A 22013-nucleotide genomic window follows, 5' to 3' on the forward strand; every position below is an offset into this window, starting at 1 on the left:
TGATTGCTACGCGCGAATCTGAATGTCAATATCACAAACACTTGTGCTTAATAAGCACATGCCGATGTGCTTGTTGACAGCATCGGTTTCTTCTGGAATCCATGCTGGGTCGGCGAGCGTGTTCAGTCGGCGACAAACAAAGGATCGTCGACGATGCAGAAGCTGGCTGCGGTGCAAAGTGAAGATTTCAATCGACCAAAGGGGATCCAGCGATCACGCCGGCTTCCCGATCCGGCGCTCGGCGCCCTGTGGGACTCAATTATCCTGGAAGAACGTCTGAAGGCTCAGCTCCTCTCCCAAGCGATGCTGAACTTCACGATGCGCGGCAAGGTCGATCGTAGCGTCATTCCGCTGCACGGCGTGATCCTTCTCGTCGGACCCCCGGGTACAGGAAAAACCTCTCTTGCCCGTGGACTGGCACATCGCACCGCCGAATCCTTCCAGGGCGGCGGGTTCCGTCTCCTCGAGGTCGAGCCGCACGCGCTGACCAGTTCGGCGATGGGCAAAACCCAGCGCGCGGTCTCGGAATTGTTTTCGCAGTCGATCGCAGAGTCAGCCGCGGCCGGTCCGACCATCGTTCTCCTCGACGAGGTTGAGACGCTCGCGGCTGACAGATCGAAGATGAGCCTTGAGGCCAACCCGATCGACATCCATCGCGCGACTGATGCCGTTCTGGTTCAGCTCGATGCTCTCGCCGAGCAGCATCCGAACCTGCTGTTTCTTGCCACTAGCAATTTTCCTCAGGCCGTGGATGCGGCCTTCACGTCGCGGTGCGACCTTGTGGTCCAGGTGCCCCTGCCGGACCGCGACGCCTGCGCGCGCATCCTGAAAGACTGCCTCACTGGGTTGGGTAAGACCTATCCGGCCATCGCGCGGTTGGCGACCAGCGCGAATTTTGACCGCTGCGCCGCGGAGTGCGTGGGGCTCGACGGGCGCGCCATCCGCAAGATGGTCGCCAACGCTCTTGCCAGCACGCCCCAGACCGCGATGAACCCAGACCGGGTAACCGCCGAAGATCTGCTGGCGGCGGCGCGCGCCGCCAAGGCGGGACGCTTGTCGGGAGGCAAAGTCCCGTGAGCACAGTCGCCAGCCGCACCTTTAAGAGTACGCCCGAACGTGACGCCAGTCGAACCTGGACGGCGATCGTCGACCTGCTGACTCTGGGGAAAGCCAGTGAGGCGCGGACCGAGCTTCTGGCCGTCGCCGGCGTGGCGGCAAGCATCATAGCTGATCAAGCACCAAAGGAGGCAGCCATCACGGTGACCTGCGACGGTCCTCGGACACGCATCTATTGTCTCTATGACGATGACGCGGTCGAAGGCTCCGACGCGAACGAGGACGCCCTTGGCTTCGATCCGTTGAAGGGAGATTGGCGCGTCTCGCTTCCGTGTCTCGCGGACGACCTTGCCTGGGTCCAGGGCGCCTTGAAGAAACATAGCACCCGCATAACGGCGCGCGATCTTGGCGCCGCTGTGTCTGCCGTGGATGAAGCCGCAACAACGAAATCCCAGGCGCTTGTCTTCGATCCGAAGGGGTTTCTCGGCTCATGACCAACGTCGCCGTCAACACCTACACGCATTCCGTCACCTATGTGGCGGACAACATCCTGAAAAGCCTAAAGGACATCATTCGCCTCAGCGGCCTCGATCCATCGGAATTTGTCGGTGACTGGGCCACGCATATGCGTGGCGTCCAGACATGGCTGAACACCGGCGATCTCGAGACTGTAGAGCTTGAGATTTATGACCCCAAAACCGATGCGCTCATTTTTCGCTGGGACATCGAGATCTCCTATGGATGGTCGGGCGGAGACGGCAGCTTTTGGACGGACACCGACCAGCTCCGATACGCGATCCGAAAGGCCGGCCTGGCTCCAAGCGAAGCGCGCTACCGGTTTCTTTTGCAAACGAAGCCCGGGCGGCCCGATGTGATCGGATGGAGTAAGACGAGCGGGCGCTCAACGGACGGGATGATCCGCCAGAGCCTGGGCACAACGATCGAGCATAGCGGCCTCGGCGCGAGAACATCCTATCTGAGGAGAGCCTGATGCTGACGATTGATGAAGCCTTTCGGAAATTCAAAAGCCGCCTCGAGCTGAACGACAGAGAGCAGGCGAACGCTTCGGCACGTCAGACCGAGGTGCGAGACTATCTCGATACCAAGTTCAAAATCGACCGGAGCTTTTTGACTGGCTCATACGCACGCTGGACCAAGACGAAGCCGTTGAAGGATGTCGATATCTTCTTCGTCCTGAAAACATCTGAGGATCACTATCGCTCGAAAGCGCCATCGATTGTTCTGACCGATTTTCACAATGCGTTGGTCGAGAAATACGGCGACAAGGCCAAGAAGCAGAATCGCTCGATCAACGTGGACTTCGGGGTGAAAGCCGACGCCGAGGACAACACCGACTATCGCGTTATCAGCGTCGACGTTGTCCCGGCTTTCGACAAAGATGATGACTTCGAGATTCCCGACAATGAGGTGGGAAAGTGGATCGAGACCAATCCGAAGGTCCACGCTGAAAAGGCCACGGCCGCGCATCAAGCCTATTCCAGCGAGTGGAAGGGATTAGTGCGGATGGTCAAATACTGGAACAACAACCCCAAGCATGGCGAAAAGCCGGTAAAGCCCTCCTTCCTCCTCGAGGTCATGGCGCTGCAGTGCCTCCATGGCGGTTGGGGCGGCAGCTTCGATCGCGAGATGCAAGCGTTCTTCGCGACGCTTGCCGACCGGATTTTCGATGAATGGCCCGATCCCGCCGGCCTCGGCCCGGCTGTCAGCAATGGGATGGATTCGGCACGCAAGACTCGGGCACGCGACCTTCTGCGCGCGGCGGAGCGGGAAGCGACGCTCGCGATCGATCATGTTCGCCGTGGCCGAAATGGCGAGGCGCTCCGAGTCTGGCGCGAGCTGTTCGGCCCCAAATTTCCGTTGTCCTGACGAGCGCCGGCCAACTCCTGTAGAGGTCTTCGATGTCAGAATGGTCCCTGTCTCAGCTTCTCTCGTCGCTGCACGAAGATATTCAGCAGCGTCTGGCGACCGTGCGGAAGACGTTCAGCCATCCTGGCACCAAGGGTGACGCCAGCGAGAACGTCTGGATCAGCTTGCTGGAGACTTACCTGCCCAAGCGCTACCAGGCGGCGAAGGCGCATGTCGTGGACAGTCTCGGAAATTTTAGCCAGCAGATCGACGTCGTCGTCTTCGATCGCCAGTATTCACCCTTCATCTTCACCTTTGAAAACGAGACAATCATTCCCGCTGAAAGCGTCTACGCTGTCTTTGAGGCCAAGCAGACCGCGGACGCCGCTCTCGTCGCTTACGCACAGGAGAAGGTCGCCAGCGTCCGGCGTTTGCACCGTACCAGTCTTCCCATTCCCTACGCGAAAGGCGTTTATCCGGCCAAGCCGCTGATTCCGATCCTGGGAGGCCTCTTGACGTTCGAGAGTGAATGGAGCCCGGCGCTCGGGCCGTCATTTGAAAAGGCGCTAATCGCTGAGGTTGATGACGGGCGGCTCGATCTTGGCTGCGTCGCATCGCACGGCCATTTCTTCTTCGACCAAACCGCTGCCCGCTACATGTTCGTGAACGAGAACAAGCCGGCGACGGCGTTCTTGTTCAAGCTAATTTCACAGCTCCAGTTCAGTGGGACCGTCCCGATGATCGATGTGGAAGCCTATGGCCAATGGCTTACGAAGTAGCCAGTCGGCAAGAACAGACCGACCTCCGCCACCACGTCCCGCGAGCACCCGCGTCAATGGAGCCGACGGCGGAGTTAGACATATGCCTCCAGTATCTGACTGCATTATCTAATTATCTGAATTATCGTCATTTTATTCGCTCCGAGCCCTGTTTGCTGTGTCGTTACCAAGGCTTGGCTGGGGAGAACCAAAGGGCGACTCGGCAAGAGCTGCCATCGTCGAACGAAATTCGATTACTGTTGATTGAGGTCACAACGCCCACGCGATCGTCGAGAGGCCGATGGCAAAGAGCAAGCAAACGAAACGATCGAGACTCGCGCTCGAGGATCGCTTTGATTTCATCGGAGACGGTGTCGCCGTCGGCGAACGTGCCTCGTTGGGCACGGCAATCTTCGACGTCGAGGAGAAGAGCACAGGCGCGGAGCTAAGCCTGAAACTCTGGCGAAAGACCGGCAAACCGGTCGACGAAGATCTCCGACAGCTTTGGCTGCACGAGATGCGGCAGGTCCAAAGGGTAATGTCCTACGCCGGTGCGCGTGATGTCGTGGTCGACGTGATGGAGTTCGTTGAAGACGACCGTGAGTTTGGTGTTCTTCTGGAGCGTGTCGGGCAACCCCTGAGTGAAAGGCGTAAACGTGTTTCGCGCCAACACTGGCTGCACAACCTTGGTGCGCCGCGTCCGCGGATACTCTTCTGGAACAACATCAAGCGCGTTGTACGCGCGCTCGGCATCATCCATGCCCAAGGCTTGGTCCATGGCCGCTTGGCTGCGGATGTGATCATGACTGAGGGCGCCGATGAAGCCGATTTCCGACTCGGCGGCTTCGAGTGGAGTCTGTGGCTCGCTGCAAATTCCGCTGACCGATCTCACGCGAAGATTGGCCCAGACGCGGCGGCTCGCCGCGCCGGGAGCTACTCCTTCGAAGCCGATTGGCGAGCGCTGGGCCTCGTCGTCGCGGAATGTCTTGATGCTGAAATCAAGCCTTCGGGCGAGGTGCAGGCATCTGGAAAGGGCGGCTCGTCCATCGCGTTGCACGTTCCAGAACGCGTGCTGATCAAACGGCTCCTCGCGCCGTCACGAATGGACCAGCTTGATGCTGATTCGATCAGCCGGGCGACCGATGACCTCATCGCCAGTGTCGCGCGCGCGGTATCCGCCCGCGCCGGCACCTTTATCCTGACATTCGATCGACAGTCGAAGCTTGGCGAAGCGGTATACGATGCAACAAGCGGCGAAATACCGATCGACGAATATCGTCGCCAACTCGAATGGGTCCGCGCCGACCTCGATGGCGGCGCGACGCTGTTGGTTCCGAGGGCCTTCGAGCCGGCAACCTCGTGGCTAAGACTTGTTACGGACGCCATGGTTTACAGGCTCCGGGCTTTTCGCGATGAGGGCGCAGCCGTCTGGGATGTCGCGGTCTGCCAAGCCGTCGACGTGCGATCTGGAGCATTCAGCCTGGGCGAGAATGACGAGCACCCAATTCTTCAGCCCGTTTCGGTAGCGGGGAATTCCCGAGAGGCACAGGAGCTGCGGGCGCGCCTGGGGCCCGACGCCTTGGACTGGAGCACCTTTGCTGATCGGGACAAGGATATCGGCGGGTTGACAGAGAATGATTCAATTCGCCGTGCCCTTTTGCTGGTGCAAGTAGTCGAAGCCGTCGTCAAAGCGCTCGAAGTCTATCCGGTCGAGATCCTCGATAGAGGGCGACGAGATGGTCGGAAATTCGTCATCCTACGTGCGGAGCCGAATAACGACCGGGATCGCATCGCCAAGAAAATTGGACTTTCAGAGAGTGCCGTTGCGCTATCGAGGTTATTTGAGGAGGAGCATCGGGACGCTGAGGCAAAATGGCGATTGAGCCAGGCGTCCAGTCTCGGTGCCACCCGCGTCGGTGACGTTGTGGTTACATTCGTCGACATCGCCGATCACAAGGGCCGGCGCGGTTATCAGTTTGAAATTGACGAAGAACTACCTGATAGCGGCCCCTTCTTTCTTCGCACGGAGCGCGATACTGGCACCGAGCAGGTCATCGCCAGACGCCTTCGCAACATCAAAGCGTTGGATACGCGCGTCGATCTGACCGACATGCTTGCTGATCCTTGGCGTGTGCGCCAGTCAAGTCGCGACGTGTTCAGTGACGAAGACAAGAAGGACGAAGCGTTTCTCGACCTCGATAAGCCGAAACAGGACGCCCTCGTCGGTCTATGGTCCACGCTTCCGTCATACTTTGTCGTGGGACCGCCCGGCGTCGGAAAGACCAAGCTTGCTACCGAAGTCGTGCGACGGCGCTTCCTTGCCGATCGCTCAACGCGTATGCTTATTAGCGCCCAAGGACATGACGCACTCGACAATCTTCAAGAGAAGATTACCGAAACTCTGAGCAAAGCCGGGCTGGCAGACCTCTTAGTGGTCCGCTCGACTACATCCGAGCGCCGACCCACAAGCGATGAAGAGGTGCACCGGGCAGGCCTCGCCTATCTTGAGCGATTGTCACGGAGCGCCCTGGCGCGTGACGCCCCAGCCCCGACCCGTTCCCGTATATCGGTGCTGAAAGCAGCGGCGAGCCGCTTGGAAACCGCTAAGGACACGGTCGATCGAGATGAAAGATCCGGACTGGGCGCGGTGTCGCATCTTGTCTTGGATGCCGCCAACATCGTCATTTCGACTGCTAATTCACCGGACGTCGAGCGGCTGGTCGAGGCACGCGAGCAGTTTGACTGGGTCGTGGTCGAAGAGGCCGCGAAAGCAACAGGGCCCGAACTGATCGGTCCTCTAATGCTGTCCGGCCGCCGTCTCCTGATAGGTGATCACCACCAATTGCCGCCCTTTGAGGCTGATCGGCTCGTCAAGATTCTGGCCGACCACAGCTTAGTCAGCGAGGCGCTTCAGATAGCAGAGCAGCTCATAGGCCCACTGCTTCGCGATGGCGAATTGGATGAGCTTGATGCCACCGCCGCGGACGCTCCAAGGCTTCGCGAAACTGCCGACATGGCTCTACGGCTGCTCGAGCCGTTCCGGACGTTCGTCGAGGATGATGAGCGACGAACAGTGGCAAACCCAGGGCACAGGCGGATCGCCGCTACGCTCACTGAGCAGCGCCGCATGGACCCGGCGATCGCGGAGATCGTCTCGAAGGGCTTTTACCAAGGTCGGCTGACGACAGAGGCCGGTCGTGCCCGTGCGGCGGAGAAAGGCGAGTCTCCCATTATCCAACTGGGAGCTCTTCCCATGTCGCCCGTGGTTGTGGTCAATTTTCCGCACGTTAGTTCGACGGGACAAAGCAGTGAAATAGAGCGCGGACGGCCCCGCTGGCACAATCCGTCTGAGGTGCAGAGCGTCGTCGATGTTTTGCGGCTTGTTCGAGCGAAGGATGCGAAGAAGCCGCCGACGCTCGCAATCCTGTCGCCCTACAAGGCACAAGTGGAAAAGCTCCACGAGCGGATCGCCTCAATCCGCACGCGAGACCTCCCACACCTGGATCAGTTTCGGGCCGTTCGCAGCAACGGAGCATTTGTCGGTACGGTCGACTCGTTCCAAGGCAGCGAAGCCGACTTAGTAATCTTATCGCTTGTTCGGAATAACTCCCGCACCGGCGGTGGTGCTCTCGGGTTCTTGCGCGACAGGCGCCGCATGAACGTCGCGCTGAGCCGTGCGAAGTCTCAATTGATAATCGTCGGCAGCCTAGCGTTCCTCAAAGAAGCTGTCCGGGGTGTCAACCCAGATGCCGAAAGCCACGACATATCGTTTCTCTCCGAAATAGCGGACGCGATTGACGATCTGGCGGAACGTAAGCGCAACGATGTGCCTCTCGCCACACTTATCCCGCCTTCGATCCTGAAAGACCACCGATGAGCGTGCTGATCGCCGTTCCAGTCTTTCGAGTAGGTTGCAAGGTCGGAATCGATCGCGGGCGCGCCTGGAGCGTGATCGATGAAGTTATTCTGTGGGCAATTACGCGCCAATCGAAGACCATCGCATCACTCGCGGCTGATGCCGATCTTCCGCACCAGGTGGTCGTTGCCTCGATCGCGCGGCTAATGCGGTTCCGCTTGGTCGAGGTGACGATCAACGACGCTTCCGTTGCGTTTCGGGCAAGTGAATATGGCTTCAAGGTGGTGAGCAGCGGCAACCCACTTCCATTCTTTCCGAAGCGAATCTCGCGCCGAGTCAGCTTTGTGATCGAGTGGGCAACCGGCGATTTCTTTCCAACCCGCCAAGTTCGTCTCATGACGCCCTATAAGCTCGAAGAGGCTCGGAAGGGCGGCTCAGAGGTTCGCATCGTATCGGTGGAAGGTGGGGGACCTTCGATGTCACACGAAGCTAACCTCAACCGGCTCTCCGACATAGCTGCCCGTGGCTGGGACGAACAAATCGCGCTGATCGACGGGCGAACCGCGACCATGCGCGACGACGAATACATGGTGTTGCGCGTTATCGACGGTGAGCCCCAGGGACTTCCGGAATCAGCCGGCCAAGAACTTTGCCGCCTTGTCGGAGAAGCAGCAGCACTTCCTCGGGGCACCAGCAGCATCCCGGTAGCCTACGCTGGTCCGCGGGAAATTTCCGACGACGAACCAATAGGTCATGCATGCACCATCAATGCAGACGACGTCGTGATCGGCGGTTCGGTGCAACGAGAATGCCTTGAACGGCTTCTGGAGCAGGCTCACCGCCGTGTTATCGTGCACTCCACCTTCCTTGATGCGGCGCGCTTTAAGGACATGAGCGCCGCGATCCGGGCTGCTTGTGTGAGAGGGGTTTCCTTCGACCTCCTATGGGGTGCGGAAAAAGACGAGGATACGGAGAGCCGGAACGCGGCCGCCGCTTCACAGATTGCATCGATAGTTCGCGAAGACGCCGATCTCAGGGGGCGATTCCGGGTTCACATGCGCACGACGGGGTCGCATGCCAAGCTAATCCTCCTCGATACCGCCGACGATGGATGGATTGCTGGCGTCGGATCTTGCAACTGGTTCTCTTCGCCATTCCAATCTGTTGAGTTGTCGGTTGTCTTACGAGATCAGCACGCGGTCGCCGACATCGCCGTCGCGCTGCAGCGCTTGGTGGGCCGGCGCGGCTTGTCCGATAACATTGCCACCGAAATGGCGATCAACGCGCGAGACATGCGACGCACGCCATCGCCAGGCGACAACGCGACCGTCTCCATCTTGGTCGGTACCGCCCATGACCGCCTGATTCGAATGGCTAGCAGCGAAGCGAAACGCAGATTCGTGATTGGCAGCAACCGGCTGGGCTCTACCGCCCGCCCAGGTGCCTTGATGCAAGGGGAGGTCGCCGCTAGTCGCGATGGCGTACAGGCTACCCTTCTCTACACCCAGACTGCGGGTCCCCTAAAGAACCGTCATGCCCGGGCCCTCGCCGAAGAGGCAAAAGCCGATGGCGTCCTTCTCCGTCGAACCAAGAAGGTTCCCCTTCATGGTAAGTTCGTGGCTTGGGACGACGACGATCTCGTTGTCACTAGCTTGAATTGGGCGTCTGCGTCCGCTGACCCGGACTTTCCGTGGGGCGAGATAGGGGTTCATATCCATGCGCCCCGCATTGCAACCGACACTTTGTCGCGGTTGGCGCAGATATTCCCCGAACTCACGGACGAAGCTTCGGTGGCTCAGGATGCTTAAGGACTTGTCCGAACGTTCTGGCGCGGCGTGCCGCATTCCTCGGAGCTCGCCGCTTTACCGACACAGGCTGAAAGCCGTGTTCGCCGGTTAGCGATAATTTGCGATTCTTGCGAATTAGAGATGATAGAGCAATAGACTCTCCGGCCACCACCTGTTATCCCATATGCTTTAATTCGCACTTTGTGCTAAGTGTCGCATATGGAACAAGGCACTCCCCGTCTTCCTCAAGGTCGTGCACAGCTAGTCCGTGTCCTGTCTGCGGCGGGGGACGTGATCCATGTCGACGACGTTGCCAGCACTCTTCAGCTCGACCGCACTGCGGCGGCCCAGCGCCTTTCGCGCTGGACCGAGCAGGGTTGGCTGAGACGCGTCGGTCGGGGAGCCTATGTCGCCGCTTCCATCGACACGATGGGATCCGATCGCGTTCTCGACGATCCCTGGGTGCTCGTCCCCGCGCTCTTCGCGCCGGCATATATCGGCGGGCGCACAGCGGCCGAGCATTGGGATCTCACCGAGCAAATCTTCAAGGACATCGTCGTGATGACGGCTCAAGCCGTGCGCCAGAAGCGACAGGAGCGGCATGGCGCGCTGTTCTCGCTGAAGCACATCGATGAACGGAAACTCTTCGGCACGAAGAGTGTCTGGCGTCATCAGACCCGCGTGCCCGTCTCCGACGTGCACCGCACGATCATCGATATGCTGGATGACCCCGCGGTAGGCGGTGGCATCCAGCATGTAACTGATTGCCTTGCCGCCTATCTGCGGCGCGACGATCGCGACAACGAGACGGTCATCGAGTACGCGGTGCGTCTCGGCAACGGCGCCATCTTCAAACGTCTCGGTTTTCTGGCCGAGCGCTTTCCCGACGGTGCCGCGCTCGCCCGCCTTTGCGAAGACCATCTGAGCGGTGGCCATGCGAAGCTCGACCCTGCGCAGGATGGATCACATGTGGTGACAAAGTGGCGGCTGCGCGTGCCCCAACGGTGGGCTCGCGAGGAACCGACATGATCGAAAAGCGTGAAATCCTCGCGATCTCCCAGCAGACGTCCCTCACGCCACACGTCGTCGAGAAGGACTATGTCCTCGGATGGATGCTCGCGGGCATCTACAGCCACGAAGACCTGGCGGAAAATTGGGTGTTCAAAGGCGGCACCTGCCTGAAGAAGTGTTTCTTCGAGACCTACCGCTTCTCCGAGGACCTCGACTTCACGCTTACAAAGCCGGAGCACCTCGACGCTGACTTTCTGAAGAACGCATTTTCTGAGATCGGCGAGTGGATTTACGAACAGACCGGCATCGAGATTCCAGCCGACAAGCAGGAATTCGAAATCTATCAGAACCCGCGCGGACAAATCTCGTGCCAGGGGAAGATCAGTTATAAGGGGCCCGTCTCATCGACCCACGGCCTTCCGCGGATCAAACTCGACCTGACAGCGGACGAGCGGGTCGTTCTGCCGCCCGTTCAAGCGCAGATTTTTCACCCGTACAGCGACGCGCCAGACGAGGGCATCCAGGTCCTGGCCTACGACTACATAGAGGCGTTCGCCGAAAAATTCCGGGCTCTCGCCGAGCGAACGCGTCCTCGCGATCTTTACGACGTGGTGAATCTTTACCGAAACGGCGAAGCGCGCCCGGAACCACGGCGCTTCATGGAAGTCCTGCGCGCCAAATGCGAATTCAAGGGCATCGGCATTCCGAGCATAGCTGACCTTGAGCCTCACCGTGCGGATCTTGAGGCCGGTTGGACCCACATGCTGGAACACCAGCTCCCGGCGCTTCTACCAGTTGCGACTTTTTGGGGCGCGCTCCCAGAGATCTTCGCCTGGCTCCAAGGCGCCATTCTGCAACCCCTCGCGGCGATGCCCATCGGCGCCGGTGATACACTCATCCGCGAGCGCATCGTCGGCTTGCCTGCCGGCGGCCGAGGGCAAAACTATATCGAGATGATCCGCTTCGCAGCGGCCAACCGTCTCCTCGTTGAAATCGACTATCGCGATAAGCAGGGCAACCGCTCAACGAGAGCAATCGAGGCTTACTCGCTCCGCCGCTCGCAAGCGGGAGACGTGTTGCTCATGGCCGTGCGCGCGGACAACGGTCAACCGCGCAGCTATCTGGTCGGTAGCATCCTTGGAGTTACAACTACCCAGACGCCATTCTCGCCGCGCTACCCGATTGAACTTACGCCGTCTGGCCCTCAGAGCATTCCGCAGGCAGCGAGCTCTGACTCAGGAGGGGGTTTCGGCGTCCGGCATACGCCAGTCATTCGGCGTTCGCCCGCCCGCAGGGCGACGCGCAGCACAAGTTTTGCCGGCGCAAGCGGCCCAACCTACGTATTTAAATGTTCAGTCTGCGGAAAAACTTTCAACAAGAAGAGCTACGACGCGACGTTGAACAAGCACAAAAACAACCAGACGGGATACGAATGTTACGGCACGTTCGGAACCTTCGTGAAGACGAAATACTAGCGAGACCGCAGTCAATGGTTGAAGAGAATAAACCCGACGAAAAGGTGCGGACGAGGCGGATCCGTATGCGAGCGATCCGTTCTTAAAGAGAATCTTCGATGGAGAGTGGACACTACGTCCTGATCGACGATGACCGGATTGTTGCGCACGGACGAATGCAGAGACCCAATGACGGAAAGGTCGCCGACAATGGCAACTTCATCCTGAACGATTGGCGGTTCGCGGCGGAACTCTCGGGGACGTTCTGGGCTTTCAAAGCAGACGGGTCGCCTATCCTGTCACAGCCCTTCGCGGCCAATCTCTTCAATAACGGACTTTCGGCTGACGGCACCTTCGCGGCTTGCCATACCTGCAATTCGGGAAGCGAGCCGGATAGTGCCGTCCTCGCGATCTTTGACCTATCGCGCGGCAAGGAATTGACTCGTTTCCGAGCCGAGTCTGGCTGGCCCAATACCTATGAGTTTTTGGTTGACGAGCGCACCGTGCGAGGGCAAACGCCTACGGCTTCACCGACGGCCTTCGGCGTTTGCCCGCCGACAACCATGTTGACCATGCGCTCTCGACCGTACGGCGTCAGGCGGGCATTGTTATGGATGTCCATTCGGCTCCTCCAAGGACAAGTTGACGTCTCGACAACATCAGCTTCCTCGGCCGGGGCCGGATGGACAACCTATTGAAAGCTCACACCTAGCGGGAATGCGCGGTTGGCGACAGTCCGCTTTTCATTCGCGAGCATCTCAGCGTTGACCGAGAAATAGCAACCGAGATCGACAGCGCGCCGGATTTCGGCCGCCGTCCCGGTGAACCAATGCAACACCACTCGGCCGCGCGTCGGCGGCAGATGTTTCTCCATCATGTCGAGCACGATCTTCGTCGCGCGAACGCTGTGAACGGTTAGTATCTTGTCGGACGCTGCGGCGCATGAGGTAAGTATCTCGACGAAAACCTCCTTCTGCCGCTCGAACGAAGGATAAAATTTGGGTCCTGCGTCGAGACCGACCTCTCCGACGTACCGTGTCCGCGGCAACAACTGCTTCCAGAGCGCAATTTCGTGGCTCCGCTCGGCGACGAGCTGCGGATGCAATCCCAAAGCGGCCCGGACGTGGCGCGTCGCTGCTGCAAGTTCCTGATTGCGTGGCCAAGCCTTCGGCGTCGTTGTCACGGCGAGGGTGAAGACACCTTCGCGCTCACACCGCGCCACCGCTTCGGCATGGTCGGGGTAAAGATCGAGGTGGCAGTGGAAGTCTACGAGCGGCCGCACTTTGTCCGAAATCACGCTGGAGCCGTCTGGACACCGGTCAAAAGCCGGCCGACCTCCTCTAAACCCCGACGATAGACACCGGCCAGCGCGTCATGTCGGGCGGGATCGTCGTAAAGCGGTCCGGGCTTATGGATCAGCACCTTGGCGAGATCAGGACGGGCTGCGAGACGCGCGATCGCTATCTGAAACGAGCGGACCTGCTGACCTGCGGCCTGCTTCGTGTCGAGGGGACCGGCACGGAGATTCGCAAGCGTGTATGTCGTCGGATCGTTCGGCTCGAGAGCGGCGCGACGGATCAAACAGGGCAGACAGAAACCACAATGGCCTTGCGGCTGCTTCGTCCAGCGTCCCTTGGTCGGCGACGAACACGACAAGGACGACGGCGCGAGCTTCGAGAGGACCGCCTGGCTCGCACAGGCGGCCACCATCTCGCCCTTGGTCTTGTCCCAATATGGATTGTCGATGCGACCACCGACCCCAAGCGCAGCGAGCATCTCGTTCCAGCGAGCGATATAGAAGGGGTGCGTCGTCCGCGTGCTGAGCGCCCCGAGCCTCAGGCGGTCGAGCGGCACATTGAGCGCGATCAGGCCATTCTCCGGCACCTTGAGCACGAAGGGACTCGCCAAGCACGTTCCGGCCGTCACCCCAAGGGAGAAGAACAAAAAGGATCGGCCGCGCGTCGTATCCTCGGACGCCACATCATCAAATAGACCGGCGTCGAAGCTCATCCAAACCCGGAGCCGATTGAACGTCGACCCGGGGTATGCGGCCTTGAGGCCGTCGAAGCAGCGCTCTTGTGATTTGCTCACCAACCCTTCGCCTGCATGGCTCACGAGCAGCGGCACCCCGTTACCTTCAAGGGTATCGATCGCACCGATCAGGCTGTCGAGGCCGCCTGAAAACAGGCTGACGCCGTCGAACGGGGGCGGCAGCAGAGTTGGCGCGGAGGCTGGCACGATCGTCTTGAACGTCCTCGGTCGTTTCCGGAACCCAACCTCCCACCGATCGCCGGTAAGGAAGTTTAGCGCCCGGCGAGGTCGGCGATCGTCTCGATGAAAGCGTCGCGAGCGATACCTTCGTCAATCGACCCGCCTTCCGGACAGATATAATCCGCGAGCCCGGCGAACACCTCTTCGATCGGCCGGCCGGCCAGGCTTTCGAGGTTCAACGCCCTTAGGGCCTCGCGGACGCCGTTGACGCTCGCGTCGTTCAGGAAGCGGACCAATCCCGCCCCGGCTCCCCGCGATGAACCCATGCGCTGGGCGGCACGACGAGATCCGCCCGCCGAGGTCGACACATAGCGCGAGATCGCGCGGCCCAAGCCGCGACGGTCGGTTCCCCCCGAACTGGCGAACCGCGAGAAACTGGTGCGCGCTCCGGTGTAACGGTCAGAAGCCCCAGCCGCCGGGATGACAGGTCGCGGCGCCGGCGCCGGGGGGACCGCCGGCGGCGCACCGGTCGCGGGTGCAGGCGTCGACCCGTCGCTGGGCGGCGTGGCGCCGCCTCCCGCGCCGCCGCCGTCGTCCTGCAGCCAACTCGGGATCAAGGGCGTCCCACCGCCAGCACCGCCATACGCGTTCGAGGTTCCCATCAGCGGCGATTCCCGCGCGTGCGTAGCGCCGCCGCGGCCGTCGTCTTCAGGAACGAGCCCTTGGATGTGGACCAGGTCTTCAGAAGCCGCTCGAAGCGGGCCACCGATTCCCCCTCCTTGATCACGCCCTCCCAGCCGGACGCCGGCCACGGACCGCAGCGGTCCGCCGGTAGAGCCTCGGAGATCGAGGAGATTCGGCTGCAAGGTCGGATGGGCGCGCACCAGAACGGCGACACCATCGATGCCCCGATCTATCTGCAGGTCGACGGCGCCGCTTGGTCCGCGCCGCAGTTGGGTTCGCGATCGCACGTTCCGTCCGTGCTCCTGCTCGGCCGCTCCGCAGGGTCGGGCGGCAAGCCCACAGCCCTGGAAGCTCTAAGAGCAGGCATAATGCATGTATCGGACGTTTACATTGATGTTCGAAACATGTATATGGATGCTTCAACACCGTATGTGGACGGAGCAACATGATCACTGCTGGGCAGATGCGAGCGGCCCGTGCGCTCCTTGCGCTGGACCAACGCGATCTGGCCGAACAATCCGGCCTTTCGCTTCCAACGATCCAGAGAATGGAAGCCAGCGAAGGCGTAATCCGCGGCAACGTCGATTCCCTCATGAAGCTGATTGCCGGGCTCGATGCGGCGGGCATCGAACTCATCGGTGAGGGCGCAACCAGCTCGGGCGGAGGCCGTGGCGTCCGGCTGAAAGGCTGAGGCAGACGACATGGACAAGAGCATGCATCCGCGCCGGCCAAGGGGTTGCTGATGCCCATTGTGTTGACGTGTATCACCGGGCTGCTCGTTGTGTCGGCTCTGTCGCTTATCCTGATCCCTCATCGCGCCGCCACGCCGATCATCTACGGCGCCTGCCTGACGATCTCGCTTACGTTGTGCGCGGACTCCCTTCTGTCTATCGGCCAAGCGTCCTCGGAGGCGGTTCTGCCGCTGGGGCTTCCTTGGCTTGGTGCGCATTTCCGGCTCGATCCGCTCGCGTGCGCCTTTCTTGCCATCATCAATTTCGGCGCGGCGAGCGCGTCTCTCTATGCGCTAGGCTACGGACGGCACGAAGCGGAGCCCGCCCGCGTGCTGCCGTTCTATCCCGCTTTTCTCGCGGCCATGAATCTCGTGGTCGTCGCCGACGACGCCTACAGCTTCCTGTTCGCCTGGGAGCTCATGTCGTTGGTGTCGTGGGCGCTGGTGATGGCGCGCCATCACGCGGCGAAGACAGCCTACGCGGGATTCGTCTATCTGATCATGGCGAGCTTCGGCACATTCGCGCTGCTGTTCGCCTTCGGGCTGCTGGCCGGTGCGCACGGCGATTACGCTTTCGACGCCATTCGCGCGCACCACCTCTCGCCCGGCCTGGCAGGGCTTGCGCTCGTCCTGGCGGTCATCGGCGCCGGCTCTAAGGCGGGCCTCGTCCCATTGCACGTCTGGCTGCCACTCGCGCACCCGGCCGCGCCGAGCCATGTTTCGGCGCTGATGAGTGGCGTGATGACGAAGGTCGCCATCTACGCCTTCATCCGGGTCGCCTTCGATCTGATGGGAGATCCGAGTTGGTGGTGGAGCCTGCCAGCCCTCCTGCTCGGCGGCGCAACGGCTGCGATCGGTGTGCTCTACGCGTTGATGGAAACCGATCTCAAGCGCGTGCTCGCCTACAGCACCATCGAGAATGTCGGCATCATCTTCATCGCGCTTGGCCTTGCGTTGGCCTTCAAGGCCAGTGGTCTGGCTGGCGCCGCCGCGCTGGCGTTGACCGCCGCGCTATTCCACGCCCTCAACCACATGCTGTTCAAGAGCGCCCTGTTCTATGGCTCTGGCGCCGTGATCGTAGCGACGGGAGAGCAGGACATGGAGCGGCTGGGCGGCCTGATCCATCGCATGCCGATCTCGTCTGCCGCCTTCCTCGCCGCCAGCATGGCCATTTCGGCGCTGCCGCCGTTCAACGGCTTCGCCTCCGAATGGCTGATCTTCCAGAGTATCCTGGTCAGCCCGCAACTGCCGCAGATGGGGTTGAAGTTGCTGGTGCCAGCGGTCGGCGTCCTGCTGGCGCTCGCCGCCGCGCTCGCCGCCGCCTGCTTCGTGCGTGCCTTCGGAGCCACCTATCTGGGCCGCCCGCGAACAACCGCTGCCGCAGAGGCGCGCGAAGCCGATCGTTGGTCGCTCGCGACGATGCTCATCTGTGCTGCCCTTTGCCTGTTGGCCGGTCTGTTCCCTGGCATCATCATCGATTGGCTGCAGCCGGTTCCGGCCACACTTGTGGCCGGGCATATGCCGTCCCAGGCGAGCATTCCTTGGCTATCCATTGTGCCCGTATCGGCAAGTCGCAGTTCCTACAATGGCCTCCTGCTGTTCGGCTTCGTGGTGGCCTCTGCCGGTCTTGCGGCCGTCGTGGTCCATCGCTTCGCCTCCCGAACGGTGCGCAAGGCGCCGTTCTGGGATTGCGGTTACCCGGGGCTTGGCATCGTCGCGCAATACTCCGCCACCAGCCTGGCGCAGCCCATACGGCGGGTCTTCGCAACCGTCACGTTCGCAGCACATGAGCAAGTCGAGATGCCGCCGCCCGGCGATCCGCGACCGGCAACCCTCCGAAGGTTCCTGCGCGATCCAGTCTGGGATTTTATGTACGCGCCGATCGCCAGCGCCATCGGCGCATCGGCGACGTTGTTGAATCACATTCAGTTCTTTACGATCCGCCGCTATCTCAGCTTCGTCTTCATCGCGCTCATCGTCCTCCTGGTGGTTCTCGCGTTATGGGGATGACGTCCGCGCTCGCAGCCCAATTCGGGCAGATGCTGCTGGTTCTGGCGCTTGCCCCGGCGTTGACCGGCGTGACCCGCAAGATGAAGGCGCGGCTGCAGCGCCGGATCGGGCCGCCGATCCTGCAGCCTTATCGCGACTTGCGGCGTCTATTCGGAAAGGACGTCGTCCTCGCCGACAACAGCTCGTGGCTCTTTCGGGTGGCGCCTTACCTGATCTTCGCCGCCACCTGGGTGGCGGCGGCGCTCGTCCCGACCTTTCAAACCGGCCTTCTGTTTAGTTGGGTGGGCGACCTGATCGCTATCGTCGCGCTCCTCGGCACGGCGCGCTTTGTTCAAGCCGTCGCAGCACTCGATACCGGAACCAGTTTCGGCGGCATCGGCGCCAGCCGTGAGGTCATGATCGCCTCTCTCGCCGAGCCGGCGATGATCATGGTCGTGTTCACGGTCGCTCTCGTCGCGGGATCGACGCAATTGTCAACCATCGCGGCATTCATGGCAGACGCGGGAGGCCTGCGCGTTTCGCTCGCCATGGCACTCGTCGCGCTCATCATCGTCGCGCTGGCGGAAAACGCCCGCATCCCGGTCGACAATCCGTCCACGCATCTCGAAGTAACGATGGTGCATGAAGCGATGGCACTCGAATATTCCGGCCGTCACCTCGCGATGATTGAACTGGCGGCGTCGCTGAAACTGCTTCTCTACATATCGATCATCGCCTGCATCTTCTTTCCGTTCGGACTGATCACCGATGGAGCCGGACTACCGGCGCATGCGATCTCCCTCGCGGCTTATCTTCTGAAGGTGATCGTTGCAGGCCTGCTATTGGCGACGCTCGAAACCGTCATCGCCAAGATGCGTGTGTTTCGCGTGCCTAATCTGCTCGGGATCGCGCTGATGCTCGGCCTGCTGGGCACATTGCTGCTGTTCGTGTCGGGGGGCATGTGATGTCGCCGTTGGCCTTTGACATCGCCCATATGTTCGCCGGCGGACTCGTCCTCGTCAGCTTCATGATGCTTTACCAGGATCGGCTGCTCCCGCTGATCAACGTCCTGTCCCTACAATCCCTTCTCCTGGCCCTGTCGGTCGCATGGCAGGCGCATATCCAGGACAAGCCCGATCTCTACGTGACGGCCATGATCGCGCTTGGCTTCAAGAGCATCGTCATCCCGATGGCACTCCGCCGCATGGTGGTGCGCATGGGATTGCATCGGGAGATCGAGGTCGCCGTCGGTACCGGCCTGACGATGCTGCTTGGCATCGGCCTCGTCGCGCTATCCATGGATCTGATGCTGCGCGTGACGGCCGGCGCCAGCGCTCTGATCCGGGAAGATGTGGCCCTTGCGCTCTCTGTCGTGCTCCTCGGGCTTTTGATCATGGTGACACGGCGTAACGCCGTCAGCCAGGTGATCGGCTTCATGTCGATCGAGAACGGGCTGATCCTCGCGGGCACCGGCGCGCGCGGCATGCCTTTGGTGGTGGAAATCAGTGTCGCGTTCTCAGTCTTGATCGCCTTCATCGTCATCGGAATCTTCTTGTTCCGGATTCGGGAGCGCTTCGACACTGTCGATATCCAGGTGCTGGACCGCTTCCGCGGAGAGCGCCGATGAGCATCCTGGCGTTCAACCCCCTCATCGCTCTGCTCCTAACCTCGCTGGTCGCGGCCGCGGCGCTCGCCTTTGTGCGGGATTATCGCTGGTCGGCACGGCTGAATATTTTTGCCAGCTTTGTTGTGCTGCTTTTCGCGCTGCTGCTCTTCCGCAGCCGGCCGCCGGTCGACGACCTGCTGCTGGCCGACGACCTCAACGTGGTGTTCATCACCCTGAATGCCTTCGTGGGTTTCACGACGAGCGTCTTCAGCGCCAGCTACATCGGGCATGAACTGGAGACGGGACGTCTCACGCCCGGCTATCTGCGCTTCTACCATGTAATGTTCCAGCTGATGATGTTCGGCATGGACCTGGCGCTGACGGCCAACAATATCGGCCTAATGTGGGTCGCGATCGAACTGGCGACGCTCTCGACCATCATGATGGTCGGCATCTACCGTACGCACGAAGCGCTGGAGGCCGCCTGGAAGTATTTCATCCTCGGCAGTGTTGGCATAGCGCTGGCGCTGTTCGGAACGATCCTCGTTTATCTGGCAGCGGTGTCGACCATCGGCGAGGGCATGGGCGCGATGGCGTGGACCAACCTGCTGCGCCATGCGGCCTTCCTCGACCCGTCGCTGCTCAATATTGCCTTCGTGTTTCTCCTGCTTGGCTACGGCACCAAGGTCGGCCTGGCGCCAATGCATGCCTGGCTGCCGGACGCCCATGCCGAAGGGCCGACGCCGGTCTCCGCCGTGCTCTCGGGATTGCTGCTGAATGTGGCGCTCTACGCATTGCTGCGGTTCAAGATGATCGTCGCGGCAAATCCCGGAACGATCGCGGTCGGACCGCTGATGATCACGCTCGGTCTCGGCTCACTGATCTTCGCCGCCTTCATGCTTTACCGGCGCCGCGACATCAAACGCATGTTTGCCTATTCGTCGATCGAGCACATGGGGATCATCGTCTTCGCCTTCGGGATGGGCGGCCCGCTCGGCAATTTCGCCGGTCTTCTGCAGATGACCATGCACAGCCTGACCAAATCGGCCATCTTCTTCTCGGTTGGCCATGTCGCGCAGGTGAAGGGCACCCAGAAGATCGCCGATATCCGCGGGCTGACGAGCAGTCATCCCCTCCTCGGTTGGACGCTCGTCGCCGGCGTCATTGCGATTGCGGGGCTGCCGCCCTTCGGTATCTTCATGAGCGAGTTTCTGGTTGTCACCTCGGCCTTCTCGCGCGCGCCAGCGCTCGCCGCTCTCGCGGCCTTCGGGCTGCTGGTTGCTTTCGGTGCGCTGCTGCTGCGCCTGGGCTCGATCGCCTTCGGCGAACCCACCGGGCCGACGACACCGGTACGCGCTTCCTACCTGCCGATCTTCGCGCATCTGAGCCTTGTGCTGATCGGCGGGCTTTATATGCCGGGAGCCATGGTCGCCTGGTTCCAGAATGTCGCGGGCCTGCTCAAATGACGGAACGCGATCCATCCGTCCTAGATCCGTTCGACCGTTTGAACGGACGCATCGTTGCCGAACATCGCCCATGGCCCAGAATAGACGTGCAGGCCGACGTCTGGACGGAAGCGGCGGATCGGTTGAGCCACGGTATCCTCAACCTGCTCGGGCTCTGGGGCGAATCACAGGCCGTCCATATGGCTGTCGCAGACGCCAGTGACCCGAACCGCATCCTGGTGTTGAGCCTCACCTGCCCGGAGGGCCGCTATCCTTCCGTAGGACGAGTACATCCACCAGCGATCCATCTGGAGCGTGCTGTCGCCGATCTGTTCGCACTTGTTCCGGTCGGCCTGCCGGATACGCGCCCCTGGCTCGATCACGGGAAATGGGGCGTGCATGCCCCACTTGCCGCGCAGCGAAACGACGCTCGGCCAGCCGAGGAGTACGGATTCCTTCCCGTCGAAGGAGAGAACATTCACCAACTGCCGGTCGGACCAGTCCATGCCGGCATTATCGAGCCCGGTCATTTCCGCATCAGCGCCGATGGCGAGACCGTGGTGCGGATCGAGGAACGTTTGGGCTACACCCACAAAGGAATTGAGAGTCTCCTGCAAGGCGCCGACCTGGAGCGGGCGGCGCGATTGGCCTGCCGCTGCTCCGGCGATTCAACGGTCGCCTATGGCCTGGCATTTGCGCGTGCAGTGGAAGCGGCGCTTGGTTGGATGCCGCCCATACGCGCCGCCTGGCTTAGAGCGCTGATGGCGGAACTGGAGCGCCTCGCAAATCATCTCGGCGATGTTGGCGCAATCTGCAACGACGGCGGATTCGCCATCATGCTCGCCCATTGTTCCGTGCTGAGGGAACAAGTGCTTCGGGAAGCAGTCGCTTGCTTTGGGCACAGGCTGATGATGGATCGCATCGTGCCGGGCGGCGTCGCCGCCGATATCGACCCCGCTGGCGCCGCACGTATTGCCGCCTTAATGGCAGACATCCGTCGTCGTTTTCAGCGGCTCGTCGAGCTCTATAATACAACCGCATCATTGCAAGACCGCACCGTTGGAACGGGTATCCTGCAGCCGGCACTTGCCGCGCAATTCGCGGCCGGTGGATTTGTCGGTCGCGCGTCAGGCCGGCGCTGTGATGCGCGACGCTGGCCCGGCTACGCCCCCTATGACGAACTCGAATTCGAAATCCCTGTGCTTGAAGAGGGCGACGTGAATGCCCGTCTGTGGATACGTGTCCGCGAGGTAGAGCAGTCCATCAGGCTGATCGAGCAAATCCTCGCCAAATTGCCGGATGGCCCGATCCGGACGGAGAACAGCAGCAGCCTCGCGAGCGCGGCAAGCGAGGGCATGGCGATCGTCGAAGGCTTTCGCGGCGACATTCTTGCCTGGGTTCGAATCGACGCTACTGGCCGCATCGAACGCTGCCATCTACGCGATCCGTCTTGGTTCCAGTGGCCGCTACTGGAGGCTGCGATCGAAGGCAACATCGTTGCCGATTTTCCGATCTGCAACAAATCCTTCAACTGCTCCTATTCGGGGCACGATCTCTGAA

At 61.1% G+C, this 22013-nt stretch carries 18 protein-coding genes and 2 pseudogenes; 16 read left to right on the forward strand and 4 right to left on the reverse strand.

From position 1 onward, the window contains the following. Positions 1–153 precede the first annotated feature (153 nt). The 9 genes from AFIDRAFT_RS05425 (at position 154) to AFIDRAFT_RS19095 (ending at position 11809) form a co-directional block, all read left to right on the forward strand. Positions 154–1077, forward strand: a complete 924-nt coding sequence (locus AFIDRAFT_RS05425) for an AAA family ATPase (protein ID WP_009338222.1) — start codon at positions 154–156, stop codon at positions 1075–1077. Continuing rightward, entirely contained in the window at positions 1074–1550 is a 477-nt protein-coding gene (locus tag AFIDRAFT_RS05430) for a CBASS system Cap8 protein (protein WP_009338223.1), read from the forward strand. Before AFIDRAFT_RS05425 ends, AFIDRAFT_RS05430 begins: the two co-directional genes overlap by 4 nt. Next, positions 1547–2047 carry a hypothetical protein gene (locus tag AFIDRAFT_RS05435; protein ID WP_009338224.1) on the forward strand — a complete coding sequence of 167 codons (501 nt, stop codon included), beginning with the start codon at positions 1547–1549 and terminating at the stop codon, positions 2045–2047. Before AFIDRAFT_RS05430 ends, AFIDRAFT_RS05435 begins: the two co-directional genes overlap by 4 nt. Further along, entirely contained in the window at positions 2047–2943 is an 897-nt protein-coding gene (locus tag AFIDRAFT_RS05440; RefSeq protein ID WP_009338225.1) for a CBASS oligonucleotide cyclase, read from the forward strand. The genes AFIDRAFT_RS05435 and AFIDRAFT_RS05440 overlap by 1 nt, the downstream gene beginning before the upstream one ends. Positions 2944–2975: 32 nt before the next feature. Then, on the forward strand, positions 2976–3701 hold the full coding sequence (gene nucC, locus AFIDRAFT_RS05445) for a CBASS effector endonuclease NucC (protein WP_009338226.1): 726 nt from the start codon (positions 2976–2978) through the stop codon (positions 3699–3701). 280 nt (positions 3702–3981) lie between these two features. Continuing rightward, the gene (locus AFIDRAFT_RS05450) at positions 3982–7557 is read left to right on the forward strand and encodes a DEAD/DEAH box helicase (RefSeq protein ID WP_009338227.1); all 3576 of its coding nucleotides are present in this window, start codon (positions 3982–3984) and stop codon (positions 7555–7557) included. After that, positions 7554–9344, forward strand: a complete 1791-nt coding sequence (locus tag AFIDRAFT_RS05455) for a phospholipase D-like domain-containing protein (protein WP_009338228.1) — start codon at positions 7554–7556, stop codon at positions 9342–9344. Before AFIDRAFT_RS05450 ends, AFIDRAFT_RS05455 begins: the two co-directional genes overlap by 4 nt. Positions 9345–9542: 198 nt before the next feature. Beyond that, positions 9543–10352, forward strand: a complete 810-nt coding sequence (locus AFIDRAFT_RS05460) for a type IV toxin-antitoxin system AbiEi family antitoxin domain-containing protein (protein WP_040297823.1) — start codon at positions 9543–9545, stop codon at positions 10350–10352. Further along, on the forward strand, positions 10349–11809 hold the full coding sequence (locus AFIDRAFT_RS19095; protein ID WP_009338230.1) for a nucleotidyl transferase AbiEii/AbiGii toxin family protein: 1461 nt from the start codon (positions 10349–10351) through the stop codon (positions 11807–11809). The genes AFIDRAFT_RS05460 and AFIDRAFT_RS19095 overlap by 4 nt, the downstream gene beginning before the upstream one ends. A gap of 475 nt (positions 11810–12284) precedes the next feature. Here the strand turns inward: AFIDRAFT_RS19095 and AFIDRAFT_RS20500 are convergent. From AFIDRAFT_RS20500 to qatB, 4 genes and pseudogenes are all read right to left on the reverse strand, one after another. Continuing rightward, a pseudogene (locus AFIDRAFT_RS20500) lies at positions 12285–12410 on the reverse strand (IS481 family transposase); the annotation flags it as partial. Positions 12411–12479: 69 nt separating this feature from the next. Further along, positions 12480–13070: a Qat anti-phage system TatD family nuclease QatD gene (gene qatD, locus AFIDRAFT_RS05475; protein WP_502685473.1), complete on the reverse strand. Its 591-nt coding sequence runs from the start codon at positions 13068–13070 to the stop codon at positions 12480–12482. 11 nt (positions 13071–13081) lie between these two features. Further along, positions 13082–14050 (reverse strand): annotated as a pseudogene (qatC, locus tag AFIDRAFT_RS05480) (Qat anti-phage system QueC-like protein QatC); the annotation flags it as partial. 41 nt (positions 14051–14091) lie between these two features. Continuing rightward, a complete protein-coding gene (qatB, locus tag AFIDRAFT_RS20505) occupies positions 14092–14661 on the reverse strand; it encodes a Qat anti-phage system associated protein QatB (RefSeq protein WP_009338234.1) in 570 nt (189 codons plus the stop codon). A 60-nt stretch (positions 14662–14721) separates the two neighbouring features. On the opposite strand from qatB, the gene AFIDRAFT_RS19720 reads away from it, so the two are divergent. From AFIDRAFT_RS19720 to AFIDRAFT_RS05520, 7 genes are read left to right on the forward strand one after another with little or no spacing between them, the layout of a single operon-like run. Further along, positions 14722–15132 (forward strand): hypothetical protein, encoded by a 411-nt coding sequence (locus tag AFIDRAFT_RS19720; RefSeq protein WP_009338235.1) that lies wholly within the window; start codon positions 14722–14724, stop codon positions 15130–15132. Then, on the forward strand, positions 15129–15374 hold the full coding sequence (locus tag AFIDRAFT_RS05495) for a helix-turn-helix domain-containing protein (RefSeq protein WP_009338236.1): 246 nt from the start codon (positions 15129–15131) through the stop codon (positions 15372–15374). The genes AFIDRAFT_RS19720 and AFIDRAFT_RS05495 overlap by 4 nt, the downstream gene beginning before the upstream one ends. A 51-nt stretch (positions 15375–15425) precedes the next feature. After that, positions 15426–17423, forward strand: a complete 1998-nt coding sequence (gene hyfB, locus AFIDRAFT_RS05500; protein WP_009338237.1) for a hydrogenase 4 subunit B — start codon at positions 15426–15428, stop codon at positions 17421–17423. Continuing rightward, a complete protein-coding gene (locus AFIDRAFT_RS05505; protein ID WP_009338238.1) occupies positions 17414–18367 on the forward strand; it encodes a respiratory chain complex I subunit 1 family protein in 954 nt (317 codons plus the stop codon). The genes hyfB and AFIDRAFT_RS05505 overlap by 10 nt, the downstream gene beginning before the upstream one ends. After that, on the forward strand, positions 18367–19029 hold the full coding sequence (locus AFIDRAFT_RS05510; RefSeq protein WP_009338239.1) for a hydrogenase-4 component E: 663 nt from the start codon (positions 18367–18369) through the stop codon (positions 19027–19029). The genes AFIDRAFT_RS05505 and AFIDRAFT_RS05510 overlap by 1 nt, the downstream gene beginning before the upstream one ends. After that, the gene (locus tag AFIDRAFT_RS05515) at positions 19026–20474 is read left to right on the forward strand and encodes a hydrogenase 4 subunit F (RefSeq protein WP_009338240.1); all 1449 of its coding nucleotides are present in this window, start codon (positions 19026–19028) and stop codon (positions 20472–20474) included. The genes AFIDRAFT_RS05510 and AFIDRAFT_RS05515 overlap by 4 nt, the downstream gene beginning before the upstream one ends. Beyond that, positions 20471–22012, forward strand: a complete 1542-nt coding sequence (locus AFIDRAFT_RS05520; protein ID WP_009338241.1) for a hydrogenase large subunit — start codon at positions 20471–20473, stop codon at positions 22010–22012. The genes AFIDRAFT_RS05515 and AFIDRAFT_RS05520 overlap by 4 nt, the downstream gene beginning before the upstream one ends. Position 22013 lies beyond the last annotated feature (1 nt).

Source organism: Afipia sp. 1NLS2 (genome assembly GCF_000178995.1).
Lineage (GTDB): Bacteria > Pseudomonadota > Alphaproteobacteria > Rhizobiales > Xanthobacteraceae > Afipia.

Excerpts from the sequence above, each read along its gene's own strand:
- AFIDRAFT_RS05435 (WP_009338224.1), top strand. The coding sequence starts at position 1,547 with ATGACCAACGTCGCCGTCAACACCTACACGCATTCCGTCACCTATGTG.
- AFIDRAFT_RS19095 (WP_009338230.1), top strand. The coding sequence starts at position 10,349 with ATGATCGAAAAGCGTGAAATCCTCGCGATCTCCCAGCAGACGTCCCTC.
- AFIDRAFT_RS05520 (WP_009338241.1), top strand. The coding sequence starts at position 20,471 with ATGACGGAACGCGATCCATCCGTCCTAGATCCGTTCGACCGTTTGAAC.
- AFIDRAFT_RS05455 (WP_009338228.1), top strand. The coding sequence starts at position 7,554 with ATGAGCGTGCTGATCGCCGTTCCAGTCTTTCGAGTAGGTTGCAAGGTC.
- nucC (WP_009338226.1), top strand. The coding sequence starts at position 2,976 with ATGTCAGAATGGTCCCTGTCTCAGCTTCTCTCGTCGCTGCACGAAGAT.
- AFIDRAFT_RS05505 (WP_009338238.1), top strand. The coding sequence starts at position 17,414 with ATGGGGATGACGTCCGCGCTCGCAGCCCAATTCGGGCAGATGCTGCTG.
- hyfB (WP_009338237.1), top strand. The coding sequence starts at position 15,426 with ATGCCCATTGTGTTGACGTGTATCACCGGGCTGCTCGTTGTGTCGGCT.
- AFIDRAFT_RS05425 (WP_009338222.1), top strand. The coding sequence starts at position 154 with ATGCAGAAGCTGGCTGCGGTGCAAAGTGAAGATTTCAATCGACCAAAG.
- AFIDRAFT_RS05515 (WP_009338240.1), top strand. The coding sequence starts at position 19,026 with ATGAGCATCCTGGCGTTCAACCCCCTCATCGCTCTGCTCCTAACCTCG.
- AFIDRAFT_RS05460 (WP_040297823.1), top strand. The coding sequence starts at position 9,543 with ATGGAACAAGGCACTCCCCGTCTTCCTCAAGGTCGTGCACAGCTAGTC.
- AFIDRAFT_RS05450 (WP_009338227.1), top strand. The coding sequence starts at position 3,982 with ATGGCAAAGAGCAAGCAAACGAAACGATCGAGACTCGCGCTCGAGGAT.
- AFIDRAFT_RS05495 (WP_009338236.1), top strand. The coding sequence starts at position 15,129 with ATGATCACTGCTGGGCAGATGCGAGCGGCCCGTGCGCTCCTTGCGCTG.
- qatB (WP_009338234.1), bottom strand. The coding sequence starts at position 14,661 with ATGGGAACCTCGAACGCGTATGGCGGTGCTGGCGGTGGGACGCCCTTG.
- AFIDRAFT_RS05440 (WP_009338225.1), top strand. The coding sequence starts at position 2,047 with ATGCTGACGATTGATGAAGCCTTTCGGAAATTCAAAAGCCGCCTCGAG.
- AFIDRAFT_RS05510 (WP_009338239.1), top strand. The coding sequence starts at position 18,367 with ATGTCGCCGTTGGCCTTTGACATCGCCCATATGTTCGCCGGCGGACTC.